At 59.7% G+C, this 23071-nt stretch carries 21 protein-coding genes; 12 read left to right on the top strand and 9 right to left on the bottom strand.

What is annotated here, in order from left to right; translation table 11 throughout:
• Positions 1-157: 157 nt before the first annotated feature.
• The gene (katE, locus tag AACY02_RS13525) at positions 158-2299 is read left to right on the top strand and encodes a catalase HPII (RefSeq protein ID WP_339432376.1); all 2142 of its coding nucleotides are present in this window, start codon (positions 158-160) and stop codon (positions 2297-2299) included.
• A 124-nt stretch (positions 2300-2423) separates the two neighbouring features.
• Here the strand turns inward: katE and AACY02_RS13520 are convergent, their stop codons facing one another.
• From AACY02_RS13520 to AACY02_RS13505, 4 genes are read right to left on the bottom strand one after another with little or no spacing between them, the layout of a single operon-like run.
• Complete coding sequence (locus AACY02_RS13520; RefSeq protein WP_339432375.1) at positions 2424-3137, bottom strand: PA5502 family lipoprotein; 714 nt, start codon at positions 3135-3137, stop codon at positions 2424-2426.
• A gap of 37 nt (positions 3138-3174) precedes the next feature.
• Positions 3175-3963, bottom strand: a complete 789-nt coding sequence (gene znuB, locus AACY02_RS13515) for a zinc ABC transporter permease subunit ZnuB (RefSeq protein ID WP_339432374.1) — start codon at positions 3961-3963, stop codon at positions 3175-3177.
• Positions 3956-4741: a zinc ABC transporter ATP-binding protein ZnuC gene (znuC, locus tag AACY02_RS13510; RefSeq protein WP_339432373.1), complete on the bottom strand. Its 786-nt coding sequence runs from the start codon at positions 4739-4741 to the stop codon at positions 3956-3958. The genes znuB and znuC overlap by 8 nt, the downstream gene beginning before the upstream one ends.
• Positions 4741-5223, bottom strand: coding sequence for a Fur family transcriptional regulator (locus AACY02_RS13505; RefSeq protein WP_339432372.1), 483 nt, complete (start codon positions 5221-5223; stop codon positions 4741-4743). Before AACY02_RS13505 ends, znuC begins: the two co-directional genes overlap by 1 nt.
• 66 nt (positions 5224-5289) lie before the next feature.
• Here AACY02_RS13505 and znuA point away from each other — a divergent pair, with 66 nt between their 5' ends.
• Positions 5290-6210 carry a zinc ABC transporter substrate-binding protein ZnuA gene (gene znuA / locus AACY02_RS13500; RefSeq protein ID WP_339432371.1) on the top strand — a complete coding sequence of 307 codons (921 nt, stop codon included), beginning with the start codon at positions 5290-5292 and terminating at the stop codon, positions 6208-6210.
• 99 nt (positions 6211-6309) lie between these two features.
• Here the strand turns inward: znuA and AACY02_RS13495 are convergent, their stop codons facing one another.
• Positions 6310-7263 carry a homoserine kinase gene (locus AACY02_RS13495; RefSeq protein ID WP_339432370.1) on the bottom strand — a complete coding sequence of 318 codons (954 nt, stop codon included), beginning with the start codon at positions 7261-7263 and terminating at the stop codon, positions 6310-6312.
• Positions 7264-7324: 61 nt separating this feature from the next.
• A complete protein-coding gene (locus tag AACY02_RS13490) occupies positions 7325-7621 on the bottom strand; it encodes a DUF2782 domain-containing protein (protein WP_339432369.1) in 297 nt (98 codons plus the stop codon).
• 74 nt (positions 7622-7695) lie between these two features.
• Here AACY02_RS13490 and polA point away from each other — a divergent pair, with 74 nt between their 5' ends.
• The gene (polA, locus tag AACY02_RS13485; RefSeq protein ID WP_339432368.1) at positions 7696-10500 is read left to right on the top strand and encodes a DNA polymerase I; all 2805 of its coding nucleotides are present in this window, start codon (positions 7696-7698) and stop codon (positions 10498-10500) included.
• Between the two features lie 333 nt (positions 10501-10833).
• Here polA and yihA read toward each other — a convergent pair whose 3' ends face one another.
• Positions 10834-11478 carry a ribosome biogenesis GTP-binding protein YihA/YsxC gene (gene yihA / locus AACY02_RS13480; protein ID WP_123455004.1) on the bottom strand — a complete coding sequence of 215 codons (645 nt, stop codon included), beginning with the start codon at positions 11476-11478 and terminating at the stop codon, positions 10834-10836.
• A 179-nt stretch (positions 11479-11657) separates the two neighbouring features.
• Between yihA and AACY02_RS13475 the strand changes: the two genes are divergently transcribed.
• The 7 genes from AACY02_RS13475 (at position 11658) to AACY02_RS13445 (ending at position 18976) form a co-directional block, all read left to right on the top strand.
• Positions 11658-11963: a c-type cytochrome gene (locus AACY02_RS13475; RefSeq protein WP_339432366.1), complete on the top strand. Its 306-nt coding sequence runs from the start codon at positions 11658-11660 to the stop codon at positions 11961-11963.
• Positions 11964-11995: 32 nt separating this feature from the next.
• Complete coding sequence (locus tag AACY02_RS13470; RefSeq protein WP_339432365.1) at positions 11996-12601, top strand: c-type cytochrome; 606 nt, start codon at positions 11996-11998, stop codon at positions 12599-12601.
• 200 nt (positions 12602-12801) lie between these two features.
• Entirely contained in the window at positions 12802-13443 is a 642-nt protein-coding gene (locus AACY02_RS13465) for a thiol:disulfide interchange protein DsbA/DsbL (RefSeq protein WP_339432364.1), read from the top strand.
• Between the two features lie 14 nt (positions 13444-13457).
• A complete protein-coding gene (locus tag AACY02_RS13460) occupies positions 13458-14336 on the top strand; it encodes an endonuclease/exonuclease/phosphatase family protein (protein WP_339432363.1) in 879 nt (292 codons plus the stop codon).
• Entirely contained in the window at positions 14333-16402 is a 2070-nt protein-coding gene (locus AACY02_RS13455; protein WP_339432362.1) for a GGDEF domain-containing protein, read from the top strand. The genes AACY02_RS13460 and AACY02_RS13455 overlap by 4 nt, the downstream gene beginning before the upstream one ends.
• Positions 16403-16503: 101 nt before the next feature.
• Positions 16504-17286 (top strand): N-acetylmuramoyl-L-alanine amidase, encoded by a 783-nt coding sequence (locus tag AACY02_RS13450; protein ID WP_339432361.1) that lies wholly within the window; start codon positions 16504-16506, stop codon positions 17284-17286.
• 76 nt (positions 17287-17362) lie between these two features.
• Entirely contained in the window at positions 17363-18976 is a 1614-nt protein-coding gene (locus AACY02_RS13445; protein ID WP_339432424.1) for an EAL domain-containing protein, read from the top strand.
• On the opposite strand, the gene AACY02_RS13440 is transcribed toward AACY02_RS13445, so the two are convergent.
• Together AACY02_RS13440 and algB are read right to left on the bottom strand one after the other, a co-directional pair.
• Positions 18973-20763: a KinB sensor domain-containing domain gene (locus tag AACY02_RS13440; protein ID WP_339432360.1), complete on the bottom strand. Its 1791-nt coding sequence runs from the start codon at positions 20761-20763 to the stop codon at positions 18973-18975. The genes AACY02_RS13445 and AACY02_RS13440 overlap by 4 nt on opposite strands.
• 10 nt (positions 20764-20773) lie before the next feature.
• On the bottom strand, positions 20774-22120 hold the full coding sequence (gene algB / locus AACY02_RS13435; RefSeq protein ID WP_047597026.1) for a sigma-54-dependent response regulator transcription factor AlgB: 1347 nt from the start codon (positions 22118-22120) through the stop codon (positions 20774-20776).
• A 427-nt stretch (positions 22121-22547) separates the two neighbouring features.
• Between algB and AACY02_RS13430 the strand changes: the two genes are divergently transcribed.
• On the top strand, positions 22548-22832 hold the full coding sequence (locus AACY02_RS13430) for a hypothetical protein (protein ID WP_339432358.1): 285 nt from the start codon (positions 22548-22550) through the stop codon (positions 22830-22832).
• Positions 22833-22905: 73 nt separating this feature from the next.
• Entirely contained in the window at positions 22906-23070 is a 165-nt protein-coding gene (locus AACY02_RS13425) for a DUF1328 domain-containing protein (RefSeq protein ID WP_003177151.1), read from the top strand.
• Position 23071 lies beyond the last annotated feature (1 nt).

The following is a 23071-nucleotide window of genomic DNA, read 5'->3' as shown; positions in this document are numbered from 1 at the left end:
TCGATTTGGCAATAACAAGATCAAAGGTCATAAAAAAGGAACGCTCAAAATCCTCGTCAGTCACTAGGTAAGCGACTTGAAAACCCTGGGTGCCGTGCCCGGGAACCACTCAAGAGCCCCCGGCAAGCCTCGGGGTCAAACGAGGAGTTTACGTCTGATGAGCAGTAAGAAGCCCACCGCTGACAAAAGCCAACTGGCCGGAACCGATACCAAGGATCGCGCCAACACCAACGCCAAACTCGACAGCCTGGAGAAGTTTCGCTCCGACGCCACCGGCCAGGCCCTGCGCACCAATCAGGGCGTAAAAATTGCCGACAACCAGAACACCCTGACGGCCGGCGCCCGCGGGCCGTCGCTGCTCGAAGATTTCATCATGCGTGAAAAGATCACGCACTTTGACCACGAGCGGATACCAGAACGCATCGTCCACGCCCGCGGCACCGGGGCTCACGGCTTCTTTCAGGCCTACGAGAATCACGCCACGCTGACCAAGGCTGGCTTCCTACAGGATCCGGGGAAGAAAACTCCGGTGTTCGTGCGCTTTTCCACGGTGCAGGGGCCACGCGGCTCTGGCGATACCGTACGTGACGTACGCGGTTTCGCGGTGAAGTTCTACACAGATGAGGGCAACTTCGATCTGGTCGGCAACAACATGCCGGTGTTTTTCATTCAGGATGCGATCAAGTTTCCCGACTTCGTCCATGCAGTGAAACCCGAGCCCCACAACGAAATCCCTACCGGCGGTTCGGCCCATGACACTTTCTGGGATTTCGTCTCGCTGGTCCCGGAATCGGCGCACATGGTCATTTGGGCGATGTCCGACCGGGCGATCCCCAAAAGCCTGCGCAGCATGCAGGGCTTTGGCATCCACACCTTCCGTTTGATCAACGCCGAAGGCAAATCGCGCTTCGTCAAATTCCACTGGCGCCCTACCGCCGGCACTTGCTCGCTGGTGTGGGATGAGGCGCAGAAACTCGCCGGCAAGGACACGGACTATCACCGTCGCGACCTTTGGGAATCGATCGAGATGGGCGACTACCCGGAATGGGAATTGGGCGTGCAGGTCATCGAGGAGGAAAACGAGCACGACTTCGATTTCGACATCCTCGACCCGACCAAGTTGATCCCCGAAGAAATCGTGCCGATCACGCCGCTGGGCAAAATGACCCTCAACCGCAATCCGGACAATTACTTTGCCGAGACTGAACAGGTTGCGTTCTGTCCGGGCCACATCGTCCCGGGAATCGACTTTTCCAATGATCCATTGCTACAAGGTCGGCTGTTTTCCTACACCGATACGCAAATCAGCCGACTCGGCGGGCCGAACTTTCATGAACTGCCGATCAATCGCCCGGTGGCGCCGTTCCACAACGGTCAGCGCGATGCTCAGCACCGCACGGTGATCGACAAGGGCCGTGCGTCCTACGAGCCGAACTCGATTGATGGCGGCTGGCCGAAAGAAACTCCGCCGGGCGCGCAGGACGGTGGTTTCGAGAGCTATCCGGAACGCATTGACGCCAACAAGATCCGCCAGCGCAGCGAGTCGTTCAGCGATCACTTCTCTCAAGCACGGTTGTTCTTTCACAGCATGAGCAAGCATGAGCAGGAACACATCATTTCTGCTTACAGCTTTGAGTTGGGCAAGGTCGAGCGCGAATTCATCCGTGCGCGTCAGGTGAACGAAATTCTGGCCAACATCGATCTGGAACTGGCCAAGCGAGTGGCCGAGAACCTCGGTTTGCCGGCGCCAGCCAAAGGCACGATTGAGGTGCGCAAAACGTCACCGGACCGATCCCCTGCACTGAGTCAGGCAAATCTGTTGCCGGAGAACATCAAGACGCGAAAAGTAGCCATTCTTGCGGCCAACGGCGTCGATGGTGCGGCGATTGATGCCATGAAGAAAGCGCTTGAAGCTGAGGGGGCACACGCCAAACTGCTCGGGCCGACGTCGGCACCCGTCAAAACCGCTGATGGCAAAAGCCTGCCGGTGGATGCCTCGATGGAAGGTATGCCGTCGGTGATCTTTGATGCGGTGTTCGTGCCGGGTGGCGCGGCATCGATCAAGGCGTTGAGCGGCGACGGCGTGGCGTTGCACTACCTGCTGGAGGCGTACAAGCATTTGAAGGCGATTGCGTTGCAGGGTGACGCCAAGCAGTTGCTGGATGTGCTGAAGCTGGAGGCGGATGCCGGGCTGCTAGAGGGCAAGGATGTTGGCGCGCTGACCAAACCGTTCTTTGCCGCGATCGGGCAGCATCGGGTTTGGGCGCGCGAGCCCAAGGCGAAAGCCATTGCGGCCTAAAAGTCATTCACTGACTGAAGGGACGCCTTCGCGAGCAAGCCCGCTCCCACTCTGGATCTGCGTCGAACACAAAATTTGTGGGCACAGAAGATCAAGGGTGGGAGCGGGCTTGCTTGCGAAGCTTTTAGGGCTTTTTCGGACTTAGAACCATCTGCGCCGGCACCGTGCGCAAAATCTGTTTCTCGATTTTCAGATCGAAATCCGGATTCAATTTCTTCACCCGCTTGGTCAGCAACGTCGCCAACCAAGGGTAATCATTGGTGCGGGGCGCCTGAATGCTCACTGCACATTCGTAATTCACCACATCGGCGGCGATCGCATCGAGTTGCCGACGAAGTTTGCGGCTATCGGTGATGTTCAGCGCAACCGTAGTGCTCTCGGCGGTCGGATCAATCACCTTGGCTTTCGGCTTGGCTTCGGCTGCCAACAACGCTGCTTCGGCCTTTTCCAGTTCGGCCTTGCGCGCTTGGGTGATGGCACCGTTGACGCCACCGGTCAGCGCTGGCGCTTTCGGCATCAACGCACGCGCACGGCTCAACGCGGTAGCGGCAGCATTCACGTCACCCTTCTGCAGCACGATCTGGCTACGACGCAGATACGCCTCGGCCAATTGCCGCTGATAGTGCTCAAGGGATTGATCGTTGGGGGTTTCGGCCTGCATGGCGGCCAACTGGTCTTCGGCAGTGGCCAATTCGCTACTGGCCAGGCTTTGCTCCAGCTGTGCGATGGCCGTAGCTCGCGCATCGGCGACTTCAGCCACCGGTGGCGTGCTTTGGCAGGCGCCCAGCAGCAGTGAAAATGCGACAAGGAGCAGATAACGGGAGGCGAACGGCTTCATTCCTGCGACTCTCTATTTGCGCAAAAAGCGAGCAAGTCTACACCCCTCGACGGGGCAGAACAAAACTCAGCAGAAACAGTGCGGCCGCCGTCACAACGATTGACGGGCCGGCCGGGGTGTCCTTGAACCACGACAGCGCCAGGCCGCCACACACAGCGAGCATGCCCAGCAGGCTTGCGCCCACGGCCATTTGCTCCGGTGAACGGGCATGACGCTGTGCCGCAGCCGCCGGGATGATCAACAGCGAAGTAATCAGCAACACCCCGACGATTTTCATCGCCACCGCGATCACCACCGCAATCAACAGCATCAGCGCCATGCGCAGACCGGCCACCGGCAGGCCTTCGACCTTGGCCAACTCTTCATGCACGGTGATCGCCAGCAATGGGCGCCACAGTGTCACCAGCAACACCAGCACCGCCGCACTGCCGCCGAGGATCCACGCCAGATCGGTCGGGCTGATCGCCAGCAGGTCGCCGAACAGATAGGCCATCAGGTCGATCCGCACTTCATGCATGAAGCTTAGTACCACCAGCCCGAGAGAGAGCGTGCTCGGTGCGAGAATTCCCAAAAGCGTGTCGGACGCCAGTGGCTGGCGCTGTTGCAACGTCACCAGCAGCACCGCCAGCAGCAGGCAACCGACCGTTACGGCAACCGTCGGGCTGACATCCAGCACAAAGCCCAAGGCCACCCCCAACAGGGCCGCATGCGACAACGTATCGCCGAAATAGGCCATGCGCCGCCAGACCACGAAAGACCCCAACGGCCCGGCAACCAGCGCCAGCGCCAGACCTGCAAGCAGGGCATACAACAGAAAATCAGCCATGCTTGCAGTTGTCTCCATGAACGTGGGGTTGGCCCGAAACCGGGCCCTTGACCACTGAACCGTGCAGGTCGTGGGCGTGGTCATGATGGTGGTGATAGATCGCCAGGCTCTGCGCGTTCTTGCCGAACAGCTCGACGAACGCCGGATCGCCGCTGACTTGCTCGGGGTGCCCGGAGCAGCAGACGTGACGGTTGAGGCAGACCACCTGATCGGTGGTGCTCATCACCAGATGCAAATCGTGAGAAACCATCAGTACACCGCAGCCATGGCGGTCGCGCAGCCGGGTGATCAGGCTGTACAACTCGGCCTGACCGGCAACGTCGACGCCTTGCACCGGTTCGTCGAGCACTAACAGCTCCGGTTCGCGCAGCAGCGCCCGGGCCAGCAGCACGCGCTGCATTTCACCGCCGGAAACGCTTTGTACCGGGCTGTCGATGACGTGTTCGGCGCCCACTTCCTTCAACGCCGCCAGTGCACGCGGGCGATCGACGCCCGGCACCAGGCGCAGAAAACGCAGCACCGAGAGCGGCAGGGTCGGGTCGACATGAAGTTTTTGCGGCATATAGCCGACGCGCAGCTTCGGCTTGCGCCAGACGCTGCCGCTGTCCGGCTTCAACAACCCGAGCACGGCGCGCACCAACGTGGTTTTGCCGGCGCCGTTGGGGCCGATCAGAGTGACGATCTGTCCCGGCTCGACGCTCAAATCGATGTTGTCCAGCACGGTCTGCCCGGCAAACGTGACGGCGACCTGCTCCAGACGGATCAGCGCGTTGCTCATCAAGCCCCCTGGCAACCGGAGCACAGGCCGACGACTTCGACGGTCTGGGCTTCGACGATGAAACCGACATCCCTGGCGCTGTTGATGATCGCGTCGCTGATGGATTTTTGTTCAAGTTCGATCGCGGCGTGGCAGTCGCGGCAGATCAGGAACTGGCCCTGATGCGCGTGCTCCGGCTGCACGCAGCCGACGAAGGCATTGAGCGAGGAAATGCGATGCACCAGGCCGTTTTCCAGAAGGAAATCCAGTGCGCGATAGACGGTCGGCGGCGCGGCGCGGCGGCCGTCCTGCTCGCTGAGTACCGCGAGGATGTCATAAGCGCCCAGCGGCTTGTGGCTCTGCCACACCAGCTCCAGCACCCGGCGGCGCAACGCGGTCAGGCGCAGGCCTTTCTGGGCGCACAAGGCATCGGCCTCGGACAAAGCACTGTGCACGCAATGAGAGTGGTCGTGGGGACGGCTGGCAATCGGTGTAATAGGCATGGGCGGCGACGAGTTTTGATAGAGACGTTATTATGTTACCCGTTCTCGCCTCCTTGAGTGGTCATCGTGTCCCGACTTTTTTCTGTTTTTGCGGCATTTGTCGCCAGTTTCCTGCTGATCGGTTCGGCTCAGGCCGAGGTCAAAGTCCTCACCAGCATCAAACCGTTGCAACTGATTGCAGCGGCGGTGCAGGACGGCGTGGCGACTCCCGAAGTGCTGCTGCCGCCGGGCGCCTCGCCACATAACTATGCCCTGCGCCCATCCGACGTACGGAAAGTGCAATCGGTGGACCTGCTCTACTGGATCGGCCCGGACATGGAAGGGTTCCTGCCGCGCGTGCTGAGCGGTCGGAAGCTGCCGAGCGTGGCGGTGCAGGATTTGCCGGGATTGAAATTGCGTCATTTCGCGCAAGACAGCCATTCCCACGCCGAAGACGCCGATGAGCATGATCACGATCACCGTCCGGGCACGCTGGACGCGCATTTGTGGCTATCGCCGGTGAACGCGCGCGTTATTGCCGACAAAATGGCAACGGATCTAAGCGCCGCCGACCCGGCCAATGCCGAGCGCTATCAGCACAACGCCAAGGCGTTCGATGAACGACTGGATGCCTTGGATCAGCGGCTCAAGAAGCGTCTGGCCAGCATTGAAGGCAAACCGTACTTCGTTTTTCACGAAGCATTTGATTACTTCGAAGACGCTTACGGCTTGAAGCACACCGGCGTGTTCAGCGTAGCGGCGGAAGTGCAGCCAGGTGCGCAACACGTGGCGGCAATGCGCAAACGCTTGCAGGAAATAGGCAAGACGTGTGTATTCAGCGAGCCGCCACTGCGCCCGCGTCTGGCGGAAACACTGGTGGCCGGTCTGCCGGTAAAACTGGCCGAGCTCGATGCGCTGGGCGGGTACACCCCGGCGACTGCTCAGGGGTATGAGCAGGTGCTGGAAAAATTGGGCAATGATCTGGCCGGCTGCCTGGAGTCTCTCTAAACCCGGCCATCTGTGTCGGCCCATTCGCGTGCGAGCCCGCTCCCACCTTGGATGTGTGCATGACACAGAACCAAGGTGGCGGGCTTGCTCGCGAAGCTTTTAAAGGGCAAACGGTAGAGGGGTGAGAACCTGCTGGCGTTGCGCCAAACGCTGCTCAAACTCCTTCGGATCGTGAATCAACACGTCCTGCCCGGCAAACTGTTCGGCCGCGATCAACCGCGACAGCCAGAACCGCACACACGCCACGCGCAGCATCGTCGGCCACAACTCAGCCTCCGCCGCCGTGAACGGCCGCAGCGCCGCATAGGCACCGAGGAAAGCCCGGGCACGCGGGCCGTCGATCAAGCCGTCATCGTCCGAACACCAGTCGTTCAAGGCAATCGCCACGTCATACAGCATCGGCCCCGAGCAGGCGTTGTAGAAGTCGATCAGACCGGTCAGGTGCGTGCCTTCGAACATCGCATTGTCGCGGAACAGGTCGGCGTGGATGTTGGCCCGTGGCAGCGCGAGAATTTTTTCTTTCTGCGCAGTGATCTCATCCAGCGCTTTGTGCAGCAGCGCACGCGGCTCGTCGGCCAGGTGCGAGAGAAACTCGGTGCCCTCTTCCAGCATCCAGTCGAGGCCACGATCGGTCGTGCGCTTGATCATGCGCTCGCCCTGGGTCGCCAGGTGCAGATGCGCCTGCAACTCGCCGACCTGCGCGCAATGCTGAGCATTGGCGACCTTGATGTGCTTGCCGGCCAGGCGCGGTTGCAGCAGCGCCGGTTTGCCCTTGAGCTCCCGCAACGCCTGGCCTTCGGTGGTGCGCAGTGCGTAAGGCACCGGCAAATCGGCTTCGTGCAGCACGTCGAGCAGGTCGATGAAGAACGGCATCTCCTGCACCGGGCCGCGCTCGACCAAGGTCAGGACAAACTCGCCCTGCTCCAGGCTGATAAAGAAATTGGTGTTTTCGCTGCCGGCGGCGATCCCCTGGAAATCAAGCAGACGGCCAAGCCCGTAAGGGGCGAGAAAGGTTTCCAGCTCGGGCCGAGCCAGGGGAGTGAACACAGACATGGTTAAAAACTGCTCAGTTCAGGCGTCGCGGTCAGGCGACGCCGATTAAAAGTCGGGAAACTTACTTCCAGGTAAAGATTTCCCACGACGGAATCAGCATATCCGGCTGGTCGGAGCGAATGTAGTTCGCGTCCGTACCATCGGCGCGCACCAGGAAATACGGTTTGCCACCCTTCGGCGTGACCTTGATCGCATAGACGAAACCACTGCGACTGTATTCCTGGATAACCTTGTCGCCTTCCGTGTGCGTGTTAATGGTAACTTCCGGCTCCTTTGACGGCGCATCATCCGCCGCCATCGCGGCCAACGGTGAGGCAGCAATCAAACTGACCAGCAGCAAGCGATTTAACGTACGCATGATAACCTTGTCCCTTTGTCGTCAACGGTCCCGCTATTCTAGCGCCGGGCCCGCCGAAAAGGTTGATTCTGCTCATGAGCCAAGCCCCCCTCGTCCTGGTGGACGGTTCGTCTTACCTGTACCGCGCTTTCCACGCCCTGCCCCCGTTGACCACCTCCAAAGGCCTGCCGACCGGTGCGGTCAAGGGTGTGCTGAACATGCTCAAGAGTCTGCGCAAGCAGTACCCGGACAGCCCGTTCGCCGTGGTTTTCGACGCCAAGGGCGGGACCTTTCGCGATGAGATGTACGCCGAATACAAGGCCAATCGCCCCAGCATGCCCGACGACATGCGCGTGCAAATCGAGCCGCTGCACCAGAGCGTGATCGCTCTCGGCTTCCCGCTGCTGTGCGTGGAAGGCGTCGAGGCTGACGACGTGATCGGCACCCTGGCGCGCAGCAGCGCGGCGGCGGATCGCCCGGTGGTCATCTCCACCGGCGACAAGGACATGGCGCAACTGGTCGATGGCCACATTACCTTGGTCAATACGATGTCCGGTAGTTCGATGGACGTGGAGGGCGTGAAGGAGAAATTCGGCGTCGCTCCGGAGCAGATCATCGATTATCTGGCGCTGATGGGCGATTCGTCCGACAACATTCCGGGCGTTCCCGGCATCGGCCCAAAAACCGCGTCCGGCCTGCTGGTCGGCGTGAATGGCGGTCTCACCGAGCTGTACGCCAATCTCGACATCGTGCCGACCCTGCCGATTCGCGGCGCCAAAACCCTGCCGGCCAAGCTCGAAGAGCACAAGGAGATGGCGTTCCTCTCCTATCAACTGGCGACCATCAAGATCGACGTGCCGCTGGACGTCGAACTCGACGATTTGCAGATGCGCGCCGAAGATCCGGCCAAGCTCTACGAGCTTTACACGCTCCTGGAGTTCAAGAGCTGGATCAACGATCTCGATCGAGACGCCAAACGACTGGAATTGAGCAGCGCTGCGGCGCCTGAGCCGGCGGGCGATCTGTTCAGCACGCCAGAGGCCGAGACCCCGGCCGCTCCGGCCCAAGCCGCCTATGAGACCATCCTCGATCAGGCGCGTTTCGACGTCTGGCTGGAAAAACTCAAGAGCGCCAAGCTGTTCGCCTTCGACACCGAAACCACCGGCATCGACGCGCAGCAGGCGCAACTGGTCGGTCTGTCGTTCGCCGTGCAGGCCAACGAAGCGGCGTACATCCCGTTGACCCACTCCTACATCGGCGTGCCTGAGCAACTGGATCGTGACACCGTGCTGCGCGCGCTCAAGCCCATTCTGGAAGACCCGAACAAGCTCAAGGTCGGCCAGCACGCCAAGTTCGACATGAATATCCTGGCCAACTGCGCCATCGGCGGTGATCAGAACGAAGGCATCACCGTGCGCGGCATCGCCTTCGACACGATGCTCGAGTCCTACGTGCTCAACTCCACCGCCACCCGTCACGACATGGACAGCCTGGCGCAGAAGTACCTGGACCACACCACCGTGAGTTTCCAGGACATCGCTGGCAAAGGCGCCAAACAGCTGACGTTCGACCAGATTGCGCTGGAGCAGGCCGGGCCGTATGCCGCCGAAGACGCCGACATCACCCTGCGTCTGCACCAGACGTTGTTCGAAAAACTCAGCGCGATCCCAAGCCTGGCCAGCGTGCTGACCGACATCGAAATCCCGCTGGTACCGGTGTTGGCGCGCATCGAGCGCCAAGGGGCGTTCGTCGATGCCGAACTGCTCGGCATCCAGAGTATTGAACTGGGTAACAAAATGGTCGCACTGGAGCGCGAAGCGTTCGAGATCGCGGGGGAAGAATTCAACCTTGGCTCGCCCAAGCAACTGGGCGTGATTCTCTACGAGAAGCTCGGCCTGCCGGTACTCAAGAAAACCGCCAAGGGCCAGCCATCCACCGCTGAAGAAGTGCTGGCGAAACTGGCCGAGGACGATCACCGCTTGCCGAAAGTGCTGATGGAACACCGTTCCATGAGCAAGCTGAAAAGCACTTACACCGATCGCCTGCCGGAGCAGGTCAACCCGCGTACCGGGCGCATCCATACGTCGTACCATCAGGCGGTGGCCTCGACCGGTCGTTTGTCCTCCAGCGATCCGAACCTGCAGAACATTCCGGTACGCACCGCTGAAGGCCGGCGCATCCGTCAGGCGTTCGTGGCGCCAAAAGGCTACAAACTGCTGGCGGCTGACTATTCGCAGATCGAACTGCGGATCATGGCGCACCTGTCCAAGGACGAAGGTTTGATGAACGCCTTCCGCAACAATCTGGACGTGCATACCGCAACCGCTGCCGAAGTGTTCAAGGTGGAGCTCAACGAAGTCACTTCCGACCAGCGCCGCGGCGCCAAAGCGATCAACTTCGGTCTGATCTACGGCATGGGCGCACAGAAACTCGGCAAGGACATCGGCGTCGACACCAAGACCGCCAAGGCTTACATCGATACCTACTTCGCCCGTTATCCAGGTGTTCGCGAATACATGGATCGCACCCGCGCCCAAGCGGCGGATCAAGGTTATGTCGAGACCTTCTTTGGTCGCCGCCTGTACCTGCCGGAGATCAACTCCAACAAGCCACAGGAACGCGCCGCCGCCGAACGCACGGCGATCAACGCGCCGATGCAGGGCACCGCAGCGGACATCATCAAGAAAGCCATGGTGGCGGTGGATAACTGGTTGGCGACGTCCGGACTGGACGCCAAAGTCATCCTGCAGGTGCACGATGAACTGGTGCTGGAGGTTCGCGAGGATCTGGTCGAGCAGGTCAGCGCCGAGATTCGCGTGCACATGAGCGAAGCGGCGAAACTGGATGTGCCGTTGCTGGTGGAAGTCGGCGTGGGCAACAACTGGGATGAGGCTCACTGAGCCATTTGAAACCGGCTCTGCTGCGGCATGACGTCGCGGCAGAGCCCGGAAAATGCGCTTAGTCCGAAAAGCTCTTGGGGTTATTCCAAAGCTTTTTGAAAAAAATCTGAACTAATCTGGAAGAACACGACTCAGAGTTACTGAATGGCTGGTGAAGCCCTTCGATGCTCCTATGTTGTGTTAAGTGTTGGCAGATATCTGAACCCCGCCCTAGCGGTTCGGAACTTGAACCCCGGAATTTCTCCCTCCCCAAATGAAATCCGGGGCTTTTTTTGCCCAAAAATTGCCTGCGACGCCCTTGCCAGAATGCGCCACTGACAATTTTGCAATCACTTACTCAGCCGCTGCTTCAGCGCCCTTGTCAGCCAGTTCCATCCAGCCTGCCAACACAGTGTAGGCCTCTTCCAGGCCCATGCGTTTTGGCGCCGAGAACAGCTGGATAGTGACCAGATCACCCCAACCCTTGCGAATTTCCGACTGCACTTTGAGCAGCGTGTTCTTGGCCGCGCCGTAAGTCAGCTTGTCGGCCTTGGTCAGCAGAATGTGCATCGGCATGCCGGCCGCAACGGCCCAGTCGAGCATCAACAGGTCGAAGTCGGTCATTGGATGACGGATGTCCATCATCAGAATCAACCCCTTCAAACTCTCGCGGCCACCGAGGTAAGCCTCAAGGTGACGCTGCCAGTGCTGCTTGAGCGGGATCGGCACTTTTGCATAACCGTAGCCCGGAAGGTCGACCAGACGCCGATCATCGTCTAGCTTGAAGAAGTTCAACAGTTGCGTGCGCCCCGGGGTTTTCGAGGTGCGCGCCAGGCTGGCGTGAGTCAGGGTGTTCAGGGCGCTGGATTTGCCGGCGTTGGAACGACCGGCGAAAGCCACTTCAAAGCCTTCGTCGTCGGGGCATTGATCGACTTTGGCGGCACTGAGCATGAACGTGGACTGTTGGCACAGGCCGAGGATGGGATTCTTGAGTTGCATGAGATTTCCGATGTGGGCGGCGCCGGAACGCGGTGTCGCTTCCGTTTCAGTGACGCCAGTATATAATGCCGCAGATTTTGTGTGTGCTTTGTCCCAGCGTAGGATGAAGCTCAGGAGAGCGACAGACCTTGATTGCGCATTAGAACGCAGAACGCTCTCAACCCTGAAAAGGTCGTTTTATGACGAAATGGCTGCTGGCTGCCGGAGTCCTGATACCGCTTTACAGCGCACAGGCTACACAGGAACCGGAAGCCGTGTACAACCGTGTTTGTGGTGCCTGTCATTCCGGCCAACTCCCCATGGCGCCCAAAAGAGGCGATCAGAAGGCTTGGACGCCGAGGTTGGCGAAAGGTATGGAGACGCTGGTGCAACACGTGACCCAGGGTTTCAAGGCGATGCCGCCGCGTGGTTTGTGCATGGACTGCAGTGCCGAGGATTACCAGGCCATCATCCTTTGGATGAGCGAGAGTAAGCCCGGCCCATAACTCTTAACCCTTAGCCGTAGTTGGATTAGCTGATGAACAAATTGATCGTGAGTCTGCTGTTGACCGTGGGAATCTCAGGCTTTGCCCATGCTGCCGGTGATGCCGCCGCCGGCCAGGCAAAAGCCGCCGTTTGCGGCGCCTGCCATGGCCCGGACGGGAACAGCATGGCGCCAAACTTTCCGAAACTGGCGGGTCAAGGTGAACGCTACCTGACCAAGCAACTGCACGACATCAAGTCGGGCAAGCGCACGGTTCTGGAAATGACCGGCCTGTTGACCAACCTGAGCGATCAGGATCTGGCCGACCTCGCCGCCTACTTCGCCAGCCAGAAAGGCAGCGTCGGTGCAGCGGATCCCAAGCTCGTCGCGCGCGGTGAAGCGCTGTTCCGTGGCGGCAAGCTCGATCAAGGCATGCCATCGTGCATCGGCTGCCACTCGCCCAATGGCGCTGGCAACGCAGCTGCCGGCTTCCCGCATCTGGGTGGCCAACACGCTCAGTACATCGCCAAGCAGTTGACCGATTTCCGTGAGGGTGATCGCACCAACGATGGCGACACCATGATCATGCGCAGCATCGCTGCCAAGCTCAGCAACAAGGACATCGAGGCAGTCTCCAGCTACATTCAAGGCCTGCACTGATCGCCTTGATTCGAGCGTTGCGGGTGATGCACATCGCCTGCAACGTTAACGCTCGATTAATCCTTCCCAGCAAGTATAAAAAGGGTGGCTTTGGCCGCCCTTTTTTGTGGCCGCTGCCGTTACACTACAGAACTCATGCCCGCCAGGACCTGTCAGAAAACAGGTCGCGCGAGGCGACCCAAATTGTCCAGGAGTAAAGCATGCGTAATCTGATCATCAGCGCCGCCCTCGTCGCTGCCAGCCTGTTCGGCGTGACCGCCCAGGCCGCTGAAGCCCCTGCCGCACCTTATGTTGAACTGGCTAATCCGGTGCCAGTGGCAGAGCCTGGCAAGATCGAAGTGGTCGAGCTGTTCTGGTATGGCTGCCCGCATTGCTATGCCTTTGAGCCCGTGATCAACCCATGGGTTGAAAAGCTGCCTAAAGATGTGAATTTCGTGCGCATTCCTGCCATGTTCGGCGGCCCATGGGACGCTCACGGTCAGATGTTCCTGACCCTGGAAGCCATGGGCGTCGAACACAAGGTTCACGCCGCGGTATTCAACGCCATCCAGAAAGAACACAAGAAGCTGACCGACAAGAACGACATGGCTGACTTCCTCGCCACCCAGGGCGTGGACAAAGACAAGTTCCTGGCAACCTTCGACTCGTTCGCCATCAAAGGTCAGATCCGCAAAGCCAAAGAACTGGCCAAGAAGTATGAAATCTCCGGTGTTCCAACCATGATCGTCAACGGTAAGTACCGCTTCGACATCGGCTCCGCCGGTGGTGCCGAGCAGGCTCTGCAACTGGCTGATCAACTGGTCGCCAAAGAGCGAGCGGCTAACAAGGCTGCTGCCAACTAAGCGCGGCAACCGTCATGCGCCGCTGGAAAACCGAACGCATCGTTGGCCTGCATGATCCGCAGGTCAACGAGCATCACCTGGCGTCTACGGGTCTGCCAGCAGACCAGCGTCTGCGCTTGCTCAGTTTCAACATTCAGGTTGGCATCAGCACCGAGCGTTATCGCCATTACCTGACCCGAAGCTGGCAGCATTTTCTGCCGCACACCGGGCGCTCAGGCAATCTGCAAAAGATCGGCGACCTGCTCGGCGATTTCGATCTGGTCGCCCTGCAGGAAGCCGATGGCGGCAGCCTGCGCTCAGGCTACGTCAATCAGGTCGAACATCTGGCCCACCTCGGCGCCTTCCCTTACTGGTATCAACAACTCAATCGCAACCTCGGCCGACTGGCTCAGCACAGCAATGGCGTGCTCAGTCGTCTGCGCCCATGGGCGATTGAAGATCACCCGCTGCCCGGCCCGAAAGGTCGCGGCGCGATCCTGCTGCGCTTCGGCGAAGGGCCGGAAGCGCTGGTGGTGGTGATGATGCACCTGGCCCTCGGCGCGCGCGTGCGCAGCCTGCAACTGGCCTACATTCGCGAGCTGATCGGTGGTTACAAGCACCAGGTGTTGATGGGCGACATGAACACCCATGCCAGCGATTTGCTGCAACACTCGCCGTTACGCGATCTCGGCTTGCTGGCCCCGCAGGTGGAAGCGACATTCCCCAGCTGGCGACCTCAGCGCTGCCTTGATCATATTTTGCTCAGCCCGACCCTGACCCTGGAAAAGGTCGAAGTGCTGGCCCAACCGATTTCCGATCACCTGCCGGTCGCGGTGGAGATTCGTTTGCCGGGTTCGCTCACGGCCGATGCATTCCCCGCGTTGAGTCCTGCCCCTCGCGGAACCCCTGAATGAGCGACGACGCCCAGCGCTGGAAAGAGAAGTACCTCAAAAGCATCGAACAACAGGACAAACTTGAGCGCCGCTGGGCCGCCCGGCTCGACTTGCTGCGTCGTGGGCTGGTGCGCAGCACGCTGGCGGCCGAAGGCACCGACCGCGTCGTTGATCAATGCATGAAAGAGATGCGCGACGTGGTGCGCACCGACGACATGGATGCCGGCCTCGCCGCCCTGTTGCCACGCCTGGAAAAAGCCGTGCTCGATTCCGAGCAGCGTCGCGAAACCCGGATTGAACAGGTCAGCACCGCGCTGACCGCGCTGGTCGCTCAGTTGCAATCCTTGCCGTTGCCAAGGGACGTCGCTCAACCGCTGAAAAAATTCGCCAAACAATTGGACGGCCGGGTGGGTCAGGCCCGCGAAATGCCGCTGCTGCTGAGTGAGCTGAGCGGTTTGCAAGGCAAAGCCTTGAGCCAGTTGGAGACGCAGGCAGAACCGGGGCGCCCGGGATTGTTCCAACGCTTGTTTGGCAGTCGTGACACTGAGGAGACGCCAGCGTCAGCCCCAGAAGCGCCTGCGCAGGAAACACCCAAAGAGCCGTCGCTCGCCGCCGCGGCGCCCGAGTCCGAGCCCATAGCGGTCGCTCCCACCGACATCAGCGAACCACTCCCTGCGGCTCCTGTGCTTGAGCAAGCAGCGCCAGCCGTAGCGATCGAAACACCCGCGCCAACGACCCCGATTCAGGCCGAACCGCAAGTACTCGCCTTTGTGCCGCCCAAGGTCGCCGTTGAAGTGGTCAGCGCCCCGACCGAAGCAGAAATAATCGAGCCTGAGCCTGAAGTCATTGCCGCGCCAGCTCCGCCCCCGGTCATCCCCGCAAACCTGAACCCCGACGAGTTGATCCACCCCGGTGATCCAACGCCGATGATCCTCGACAGCCTGCCCTTGCCCGAGCCAATCGCTCAGGCCTTGGCAGCCATCGACCCGGAGCAATCCGAGGACGATATCCTGTTCGCTCTGCCTGACTCCCCAGAGCCGTCCTACAGCTCGGTGGCCAAGCACATCGAAGACACGCTGATCGGCCTGCTCGACGACCTGACCCTGCCCGAACGTCACCGCCCGCAAGCCGAAGCCATGCGCGACCGGCTCAAGCACGGCCTGAACTGGTACGAATTGATCCCGATCCTCGACGATCTCGCGACGTTGATGCTGGCCATCACCGACAGTGGCCAGCACGAATTCGAAGTGTATCTGCAGCAACTCAACGAACGCCTCGAAGCATTCCAGAGCAACCTGCAAGCCGCCAGCGATGGCCATGCCGACAACAGCTCGGCGGCGCGGGCCATGGACACGCAGATCCGTGAGCAAGTCGACGGCTTGCAGACCAGCGTGCAGGAAGCGGCTGATCTGGATGACCTCAAGCAAGTGCTGGAAAACCATCTAGAAGGTTTGCTCGGCACCATGGATCAGCACCAGAAGCAGCGCGATGCCCGCGAGCAGGAAGTGGCGGCGCGACTCAAAGGTCTGTCCGAACGTGTGGCCCATATGGAGCAAGAGGCTCAGGGCTTTCGCGAGCACCTTGAAGAACAACGCCAAAAGGCCTTGATCGACCCGCTCACCGGCCTGCCCAACCGCGCCGCGTGGAGCGAACGCCTCGAACATGAAATCAAGCAATGGCAGCAACACGGCAACACCTTGAGCCTGGCGATGCTCGACCTTGATCACTTCAAACGGATCAACGACAACTATGGCCACCTGGCCGGCGACAAGGTGCTGAAGATCATCGCCACCGTGCTGCGCAAGCGTCTGCGCGGCTCTGACTTCATCGCTCGTTTCGGCGGCGAAGAGTTCGTTCTGCTGCTACCGGCCACCCCGCCAGCGGTCGGCGCAAAATTGCTGGAAACCCTGCGGGCAGCCGTCGAGGCGTGTCCGTTCCACTTCAAGGGCGAACGGGTCACGATCACCCTTTCGATGGGACTCGCCTCGTTCAGAGCGGGAGAACACAGCGATCTCGTCATCAAAAGAGCCGATCAGGCGCTTTATCGCGCGAAAGATGCCGGGCGCAACCGGATCGAACTGGGCTGAGCAAATTGTTCCATTTTGTTTAAATCCACCCGCTGATCATCTAGACGCAAGTCAGTACGTTACACTGTTGCATTACTGACTTGCGTGTATTGCCCTCTGCCATGAAATTCTTTGCCCTCCTCGCGTCACTGCTCGTTCTTGCCGGTTGTGCCAGCGGCCCGCGTTACGACACCAGCCATCCTTCAGCCAATCACGACAGCCGCATCCAGTTCGTAGTCGTGCATTACACCTCCGCTTCGCTTGAGCGCTCGCTGCAATTGCTGACCCACGGCGAAGTCAGCAGCCATTACCTGATTGGTGATGATAAAAACGCGACGGTCTACAAATTGATGGATGAACGTCAGCGCGCCTGGCACGCCGGCGAAAGCCAATGGCAGGGCCGCACCTGGCTCAACTCAAGCTCCATCGGTATCGAAATCGTCAATCCGGGTTTCAAGGACACCCCGACCGGACGCCTGTGGTATCCCTACAGCGAAGCGCAGATTCAAGCCTTGATCGTTCTGCTCAAGGACATCAGCAAGCGTAATGGCATCAGCCCACGCCACATCATCGGTCACAGCGACATTGCGCCCTTGCGCAAGCTCGATCCGGGGCCGTTGTTCCCCTGGAAGCGACTCGCCGAACAAGGCCTTGGCGTGTGGCCCAATGAACAAGCCGTGGCCCGTCAGCAGGCACTGTTCAACAGCCGCGAACTGCCGAGCATCAGCTGGTTCCAGGAGCAACTGGCCCATTTGGGTTACGACACTCCGCAGACCGGCGAACTGGACGTTGCGACGCGTCATGTAATCGCTGCGTTCCAGATGCATTTCCGCCCCGCGCGTTTCGACGGCACACCGGACGCGCAAACGGCAGCACTGTTGCTGGTACTCAACCAGACAAAATAATGACGCCCGCCCGACGGTCAGGGCAAATGCGCAATCAGCAGCTATAACTCATTGGTAACTCTTCGGATATTCCATGATGGTTGCTACCCGAGAGACACTGCGTAGCTGGTTTTATCGCCCTTGGTTTTTGGCGATGATCGCGGCTGTCCTCAGCACCTGCCTGTTGATCGCTGGCACAATGTTCATCGCCACGCGCTATGTCGAGCAAAGTGAAAGCCAGGAAATGAACGCTCAGGGCGAACGTTTTCTCGCACGCCTCGAGCAACTGTTCGGCCAGTTGCGCGAAAGTCTCGACGATCTGGAAGCCCAGCCGTTGCGCCGTTGCGATGACGAAATGATCGCCACGCTGCAGCAAGTCACCTTCAACTACCGCTTCGTCTACGAGGCCGCTTACAAAGACGCCACGCGCACCTGCTCCAACCGTCCACGGCAGGAAGGCCTGTCGGTCGCGCGCCCTCCCGACATCAAAGGCCCGACCTACAGCTATTGGCTGAACACCACCACCGAACCCGATGAAAACCGTGCCGCGCTGATGCTCGGGCGTGGCAATTTTCGTGTGGCGACCTCGCGCGGACATTTGACGGACATGGTTGACCTGTCGCCCGGCAGCAGCTTGCTCGTGGTGCTGGATCATGGCACCCGAGCGATCCCGGTTCTGGGGACGGCTCAGGCCTGGCCCCCCGCAGAAACCTGGCCGAAAAAAAGCCGCGATGTTTTGCAAATCACCCAGAACCGGTTGATCTACCGGATGCCCACTGACAATCCGCAATACCAACTGGTGCTGATCACGCCGAGGAGCGCCTTGCACATCCCTGCCATCTGGTGGTGGATGATTCCAGCCTGTGCGCTACTGGGTGCGTTCTTGGGTTTTTTTGTGTTTTTACTGGTGCGCCAGCGCCAGTCGCTGGACGCCGAACTGCACGGGGCCATCCGCCGGGGCGAGTTGCAGGTGCTCTATCAACCGATCTTCGACCTTGACAGCCGCAACTGCGTTGGCGCCGAAGCCCTGCTGCGCTGGCGGCGCCCTGACGGCACGTTAACCAGCCCTGATCTGTTTATCCCCATGGCGGAAAATACCGGGCAGATCCGCCAGATGACCGACTTCGTCCTCCAGCGCTTGCTCGAACAACTGGGGCCGGTGTTGCGCGCCAACCCGCAGTTGTACATCTCAGTGAATCTCGCGGCCTGCGACGTGATGGTGCCGCGCATCGGTCAGGTCATGGCGCGGCTGTTGACGCTGCACCGGGTCGCTGCGCGGCAGATTGCCTTCGAAGTCACCGAACGCGGTTTGATCGATGTGGTGGTGGCGCGGGAAAACCTGCAAGCGTTGCGCAATGTTGGCCATCAAGTGTTGATCGATGATTTCGGCACCGGCTATTGCAGCCTCGCGTACCTGCAAACCCTGCCGGTGGACTGCCTGAAGATCGACAAGGCCTTCATCGATGCACTCGGCCATGACGCTGCCAGCAGTGGTGTTGCGCCGCACATCATTCACATGGCCCAGGCACTGGATTTGAAGGTAATTGCCGAAGGGATCGAGCTTGAGTCACAAGCCGAACTGCTCAGCAGCGAAGGTGTGAAGTTCGGTCAGGGCTGGCTGTTCGCCCATGCGCTGAGCGCGGTGCAGTTCATTGAACTGATCACCCGTGGGCGACGCCTTGCAGGACGCCGAATGGATGACGAGGCCTAAACCGCCAGCGCCATATAGAACTGCGTGCCCTGCCCCGGCCGCGAATAAACCCCCATCCGCCCGCCATGCAACTGAACGATTTCCTTGCACAGCGCCAATCCGAGCCCGGCGCCGCCCTTCTTGCGCCCGACCTGCACGAACGGTTCGAAGATCCGCCCCTGTTGACCGTAGGCAATGCCTTCGCCATTGTCTTCAACGCTGATAATCACACGCTCGCCATGACGGCGCGCCTGCAAGCGAATCTGGCCATCGCGAGCAGTGTGACGCAGGGCATTGTCGATCAGATTGTCGAGCACCCGATCCAGTTGCGCCTGATCGGCCTGCAGATGCGGCAATACCCCTTGCACCTCCACCTCCAATGAGACGCCTTTTTCCGCTGCCGTTTCGGCAAACCGCAACTGCGCCTGCCTCAGCAAATCCTCAATGGAACAGGGCGCCAGCGTCAGCTTCTGCAAACCGTTCTGGTAACGCGAGAAGTTCAGCAAGTCATTGATCAACTGCATCAGGCGCTGCATTTCTTCGTTGACGGTGTCGAGCAGGTCGGCTTCGCGAGACTCTGCTGGAAACTTCGCCCGCTCACGGAACAGACCAAACGCCATGTGCATACCGGTGACCGGGGTGCGCAACTCATGGGAGGCACGCAGCACAAACTCGCTGCGCACCCGTTCGAAGGCCCGTTGCTCGGTGACGTCGTGCAACACCATCACTGCGCCGAGGATATGGCCCTGGGTGTGGCTGACCGGCGTCAGGCTATACGTCAGCAAGCGGGATTCGCCGTCGACCTCGATGCTCAAATCCTCCGGCGCTCGCTCCAGGGTGCCACCACGCAACACCAGTTGCAGTTGTGCATCCAGTTCCGGCCGCTCAAGAGCGCTGGCCAAGCCTTGGCCCAGACGGTCATCGTCCCAGCCCAATTGACGCTGGGCGACCGGATTGAGGTGCTCTAGATGCCCGTCACGATCAATCATCAGCAATCCGTCATCGATGCAGTCGAGTACGGCCTGCAACCGTTGCTGGCCGGCCAACAGTTCGTCGACGTTGGTGGCCTGATGCTCGCGCAGCGCTTGCGCCATCAGGCCAAAACGACGGGACAGCAGATTCACTTCCATCGCTGTCGATGTCGGCAGGGTCACTTCAAAATTGCCCTGACCTATATTGTCAGCCGCTTTGGCCAATGCCTCGATGGGCGCACCAATGCGCCGGGCAATTGCGTGCGCAGTCACGAAACCGATGATCAACACCGCCAGCCCCACCAGCCCGAGCAGGCCAGCGATCAAAAGTGCCCGGTCACGGGCCTCGTGCTGCACCGCGTTGACGTTATCCAGCGCGTGCTTGTGCTCGGTGATCAATCCGTTGCGCAACGTGTTGAAGCGCTCTCTAAGATCACGATTGTTACTGAGCACGTTGGTCGGGTCGCGGGACAGATCGAATGCCTTGAGAAAACTCAGATAGTCCGACTTGGCCTGTTTGAAGCCGTACTCTCTGGCCTCCCCTCCTACTTCTTGCGCAATACCTTCATCCAGTAATTGCAGGTAACGCTGCCTGGACGCCTCGAACGCCGCAGGGTCGGGCTTCTCCGCAAGCATAAGCACCAACTGGTCGCCGAGGGTCTGGCGCAGTTTGAGTCCCAGATCCAGGGTCAAGAAGTTGCTGCTAATCGTCGCTTCCTGAGTCCTGGCCATTTGCATCACGCTGACCAGCCCGAGCAGCAGCCCGAGCAAGGCCACAGTAATCAACGCGGAAATACTGAGGAACAGACGCGTGCGCAACTTCACCGCCGGTTTCATCGTCGCGCACTCACAGGTTGTACTGCTTGCGCTTGCGATACAGGGTAGAGGCGTCGATGCCCAGGGTTTTCGCCGCTTGATCCAGCGTGCCGGCAGTGGCCAGCACCGCGCCAATGTGGGCTTTTTCCAACTCGTCCAGGCTCAGCGCCGCGCCGACCCTTGGCGCATTGTTCGCGGGTTGTTCGGCCATACCCAAGTGAGTGATTTCAACACGCTCCTGCGGGCAGATGATGCTCGCCCGCTCGACCACGTTGCGCAGTTCACGAATGTTGCCCGGCCAGCGATAGCCGAGCAGCGCCTCACGGGCCTCATCGCTGAACCCCCGTGCGGGGCGCGCATACTCTTTGACGAAGCGTGCAAGGAAACGGTCGGCCAGGGTCAGGATGTCTTCGGCACGCTCGCGCAGTGGCGGCAGATGCAGAGTAATGACGTTGAGGCGATACAACAGGTCTTCACGGAAGCGGCCATCGCGCACCATGTCTTCAAGATTGAGGTTGGTCGCCGCCAAAATCCGCACATCGGCGCGTCGGGTCACCGGATCGCCTACCCGTTCGTATTCCTTGTCCTGAATGAAACGCAGCAACTTGGGTTGTAACGTCAGGGGAAAATCGCCGATTTCGTCGAGAAACAACGTACCGCCGTCGGCTTGGTTCACGCGACCCAAGGTACTTTCGCTGGCCCCGGTAAAGGCTCCACGGCTGTGACCGAACAGCTCGCTTTCCATCAATTCCGCCGTCAGCGACGGGCAGTTGATGGTCACGCAGGATTTCTTCTCGCGCTTGCTCCAGCCATGGATCGCCCGGGCCAGTTCACCCTTACCGGTGCCGGACTCACCCAGAATAAGAATGTTGGCGTCGGTGCCCGCCACCTGACGGGCGGTCTCCAGTACGACTTTCATCGCCGGGCTGTGGGAGTCGAGACCATCCTTGGGTTTGCGAATCTCGCCCTCGAGCGCTTCCAGACGTGCCGAGAGTTGGCGCACTTCCAGTTGCTTGGCAGTGGCCAGACGCAACTGGTCAGGGCTGCATGGTTTCACCAGATAATCGGCGGCACCGGCCTGAATCGCATCAACGGCGGTATCGACAGCGGAATGCGCGGTAACGATGACCACACGCATCCAAGGTGCCTGAACGCGCATTTGCGCCAGCACGTCGAGGCCATTGTCCTCGCCCAGACGCAAATCAAGGAAACACAGGTCGAACACCTGGCGCTGCAGCAATGCATCGGCCTGAGCCGCGCTGTTGGCGGTGGCCACTGTATAGCCTTCGTCTTCGAGGCAATAACGGAAGGTGCGCAGGATGGCGGACTCATCGTCCACCAGCAGAATGCGGCCTTGATGCTCAGTGGCAGATTCCATTTTTCCTACGCTCCATAGTGATTGGTCTTGAGTTAGTCCCGAAAAAATCGGGCAAGTTGCATGGTTGATTCTGAACGATGCCAGCCATAGGAGGGTAGCTCTCTCATGCCTTTACGGCTAATCCACTGATTTTGTTGAATTTTTAAACAATCACCGATTTGCAGGGCGTTCCCTGCGTCCTTTTCTGACATCCACGACCTGCTCTCAATTCAATAAGAATGAAAACTCCTACGAAATAATCGTGCAATCCGCACGACCACAGATGACCCATCGTGCAGGATGCGTCTCCAATTATTTTCAGACTACATTTAAGTTATTGATTTTATTGTATTTTTTTCATTCAAAAAACTGGCATGCAGGCTGCAATACCTCACTCATCCCGGGCAGATCAGAACTGCCCCAACCGAACAAGCGTGAGGAACCCAGGATGACTCGCCAACGTGCCGCCCAAGTGCGTATCTCGCCACTGCATCTCCAGCAAGGCCTGTTTGGCGTACTTGCGCTGTTGATCACGTTGATCGTGTGCCAGCAATACCTGCGCTGGGAAAACAGCCAGAAGCCTGAGCCGCTGATCTCGATCCAGCACAGCACGCAGAAACACTTCAGCGCCGTCAGCAGCAGCCAGGCCGAGAGCGCCTCGATGCGCATGATGGACGTCGATCAAGCGCAGCCACTCAATGAGTTGCCACGCGAAGAACGTTGGGTTTTCTGACGGATTAAACAGATTCGGGCGCAACGCGCCGGAACACGCAACATCCCTAAATAGAGAAGTAAGGAGAATCACCATGTTGAGTTGGGCAATTACGTTCTTGATCATTGCCATCATCGCCGCCGTATTGGGCTTCGGTGGTATCGCGGGCACCGCCACGGGTATCGCCAAGATCCTCTTTGTCGTGTTCCTGGTGATGTTCATCGCTTCCTTCTTCTTTGGCCGTCGCGGCCGAGGTTAAC

The organism is Pseudomonas sp. EA_65y_Pfl2_P78, assembly GCF_963970495.1.
Classification (GTDB): domain Bacteria; phylum Pseudomonadota; class Gammaproteobacteria; order Pseudomonadales; family Pseudomonadaceae; genus Aquipseudomonas; species Aquipseudomonas baetica_A.
Note: the sequence above shows the minus strand (reverse complement) of the source record. Positions and strands in the feature narration are given on the sequence as shown.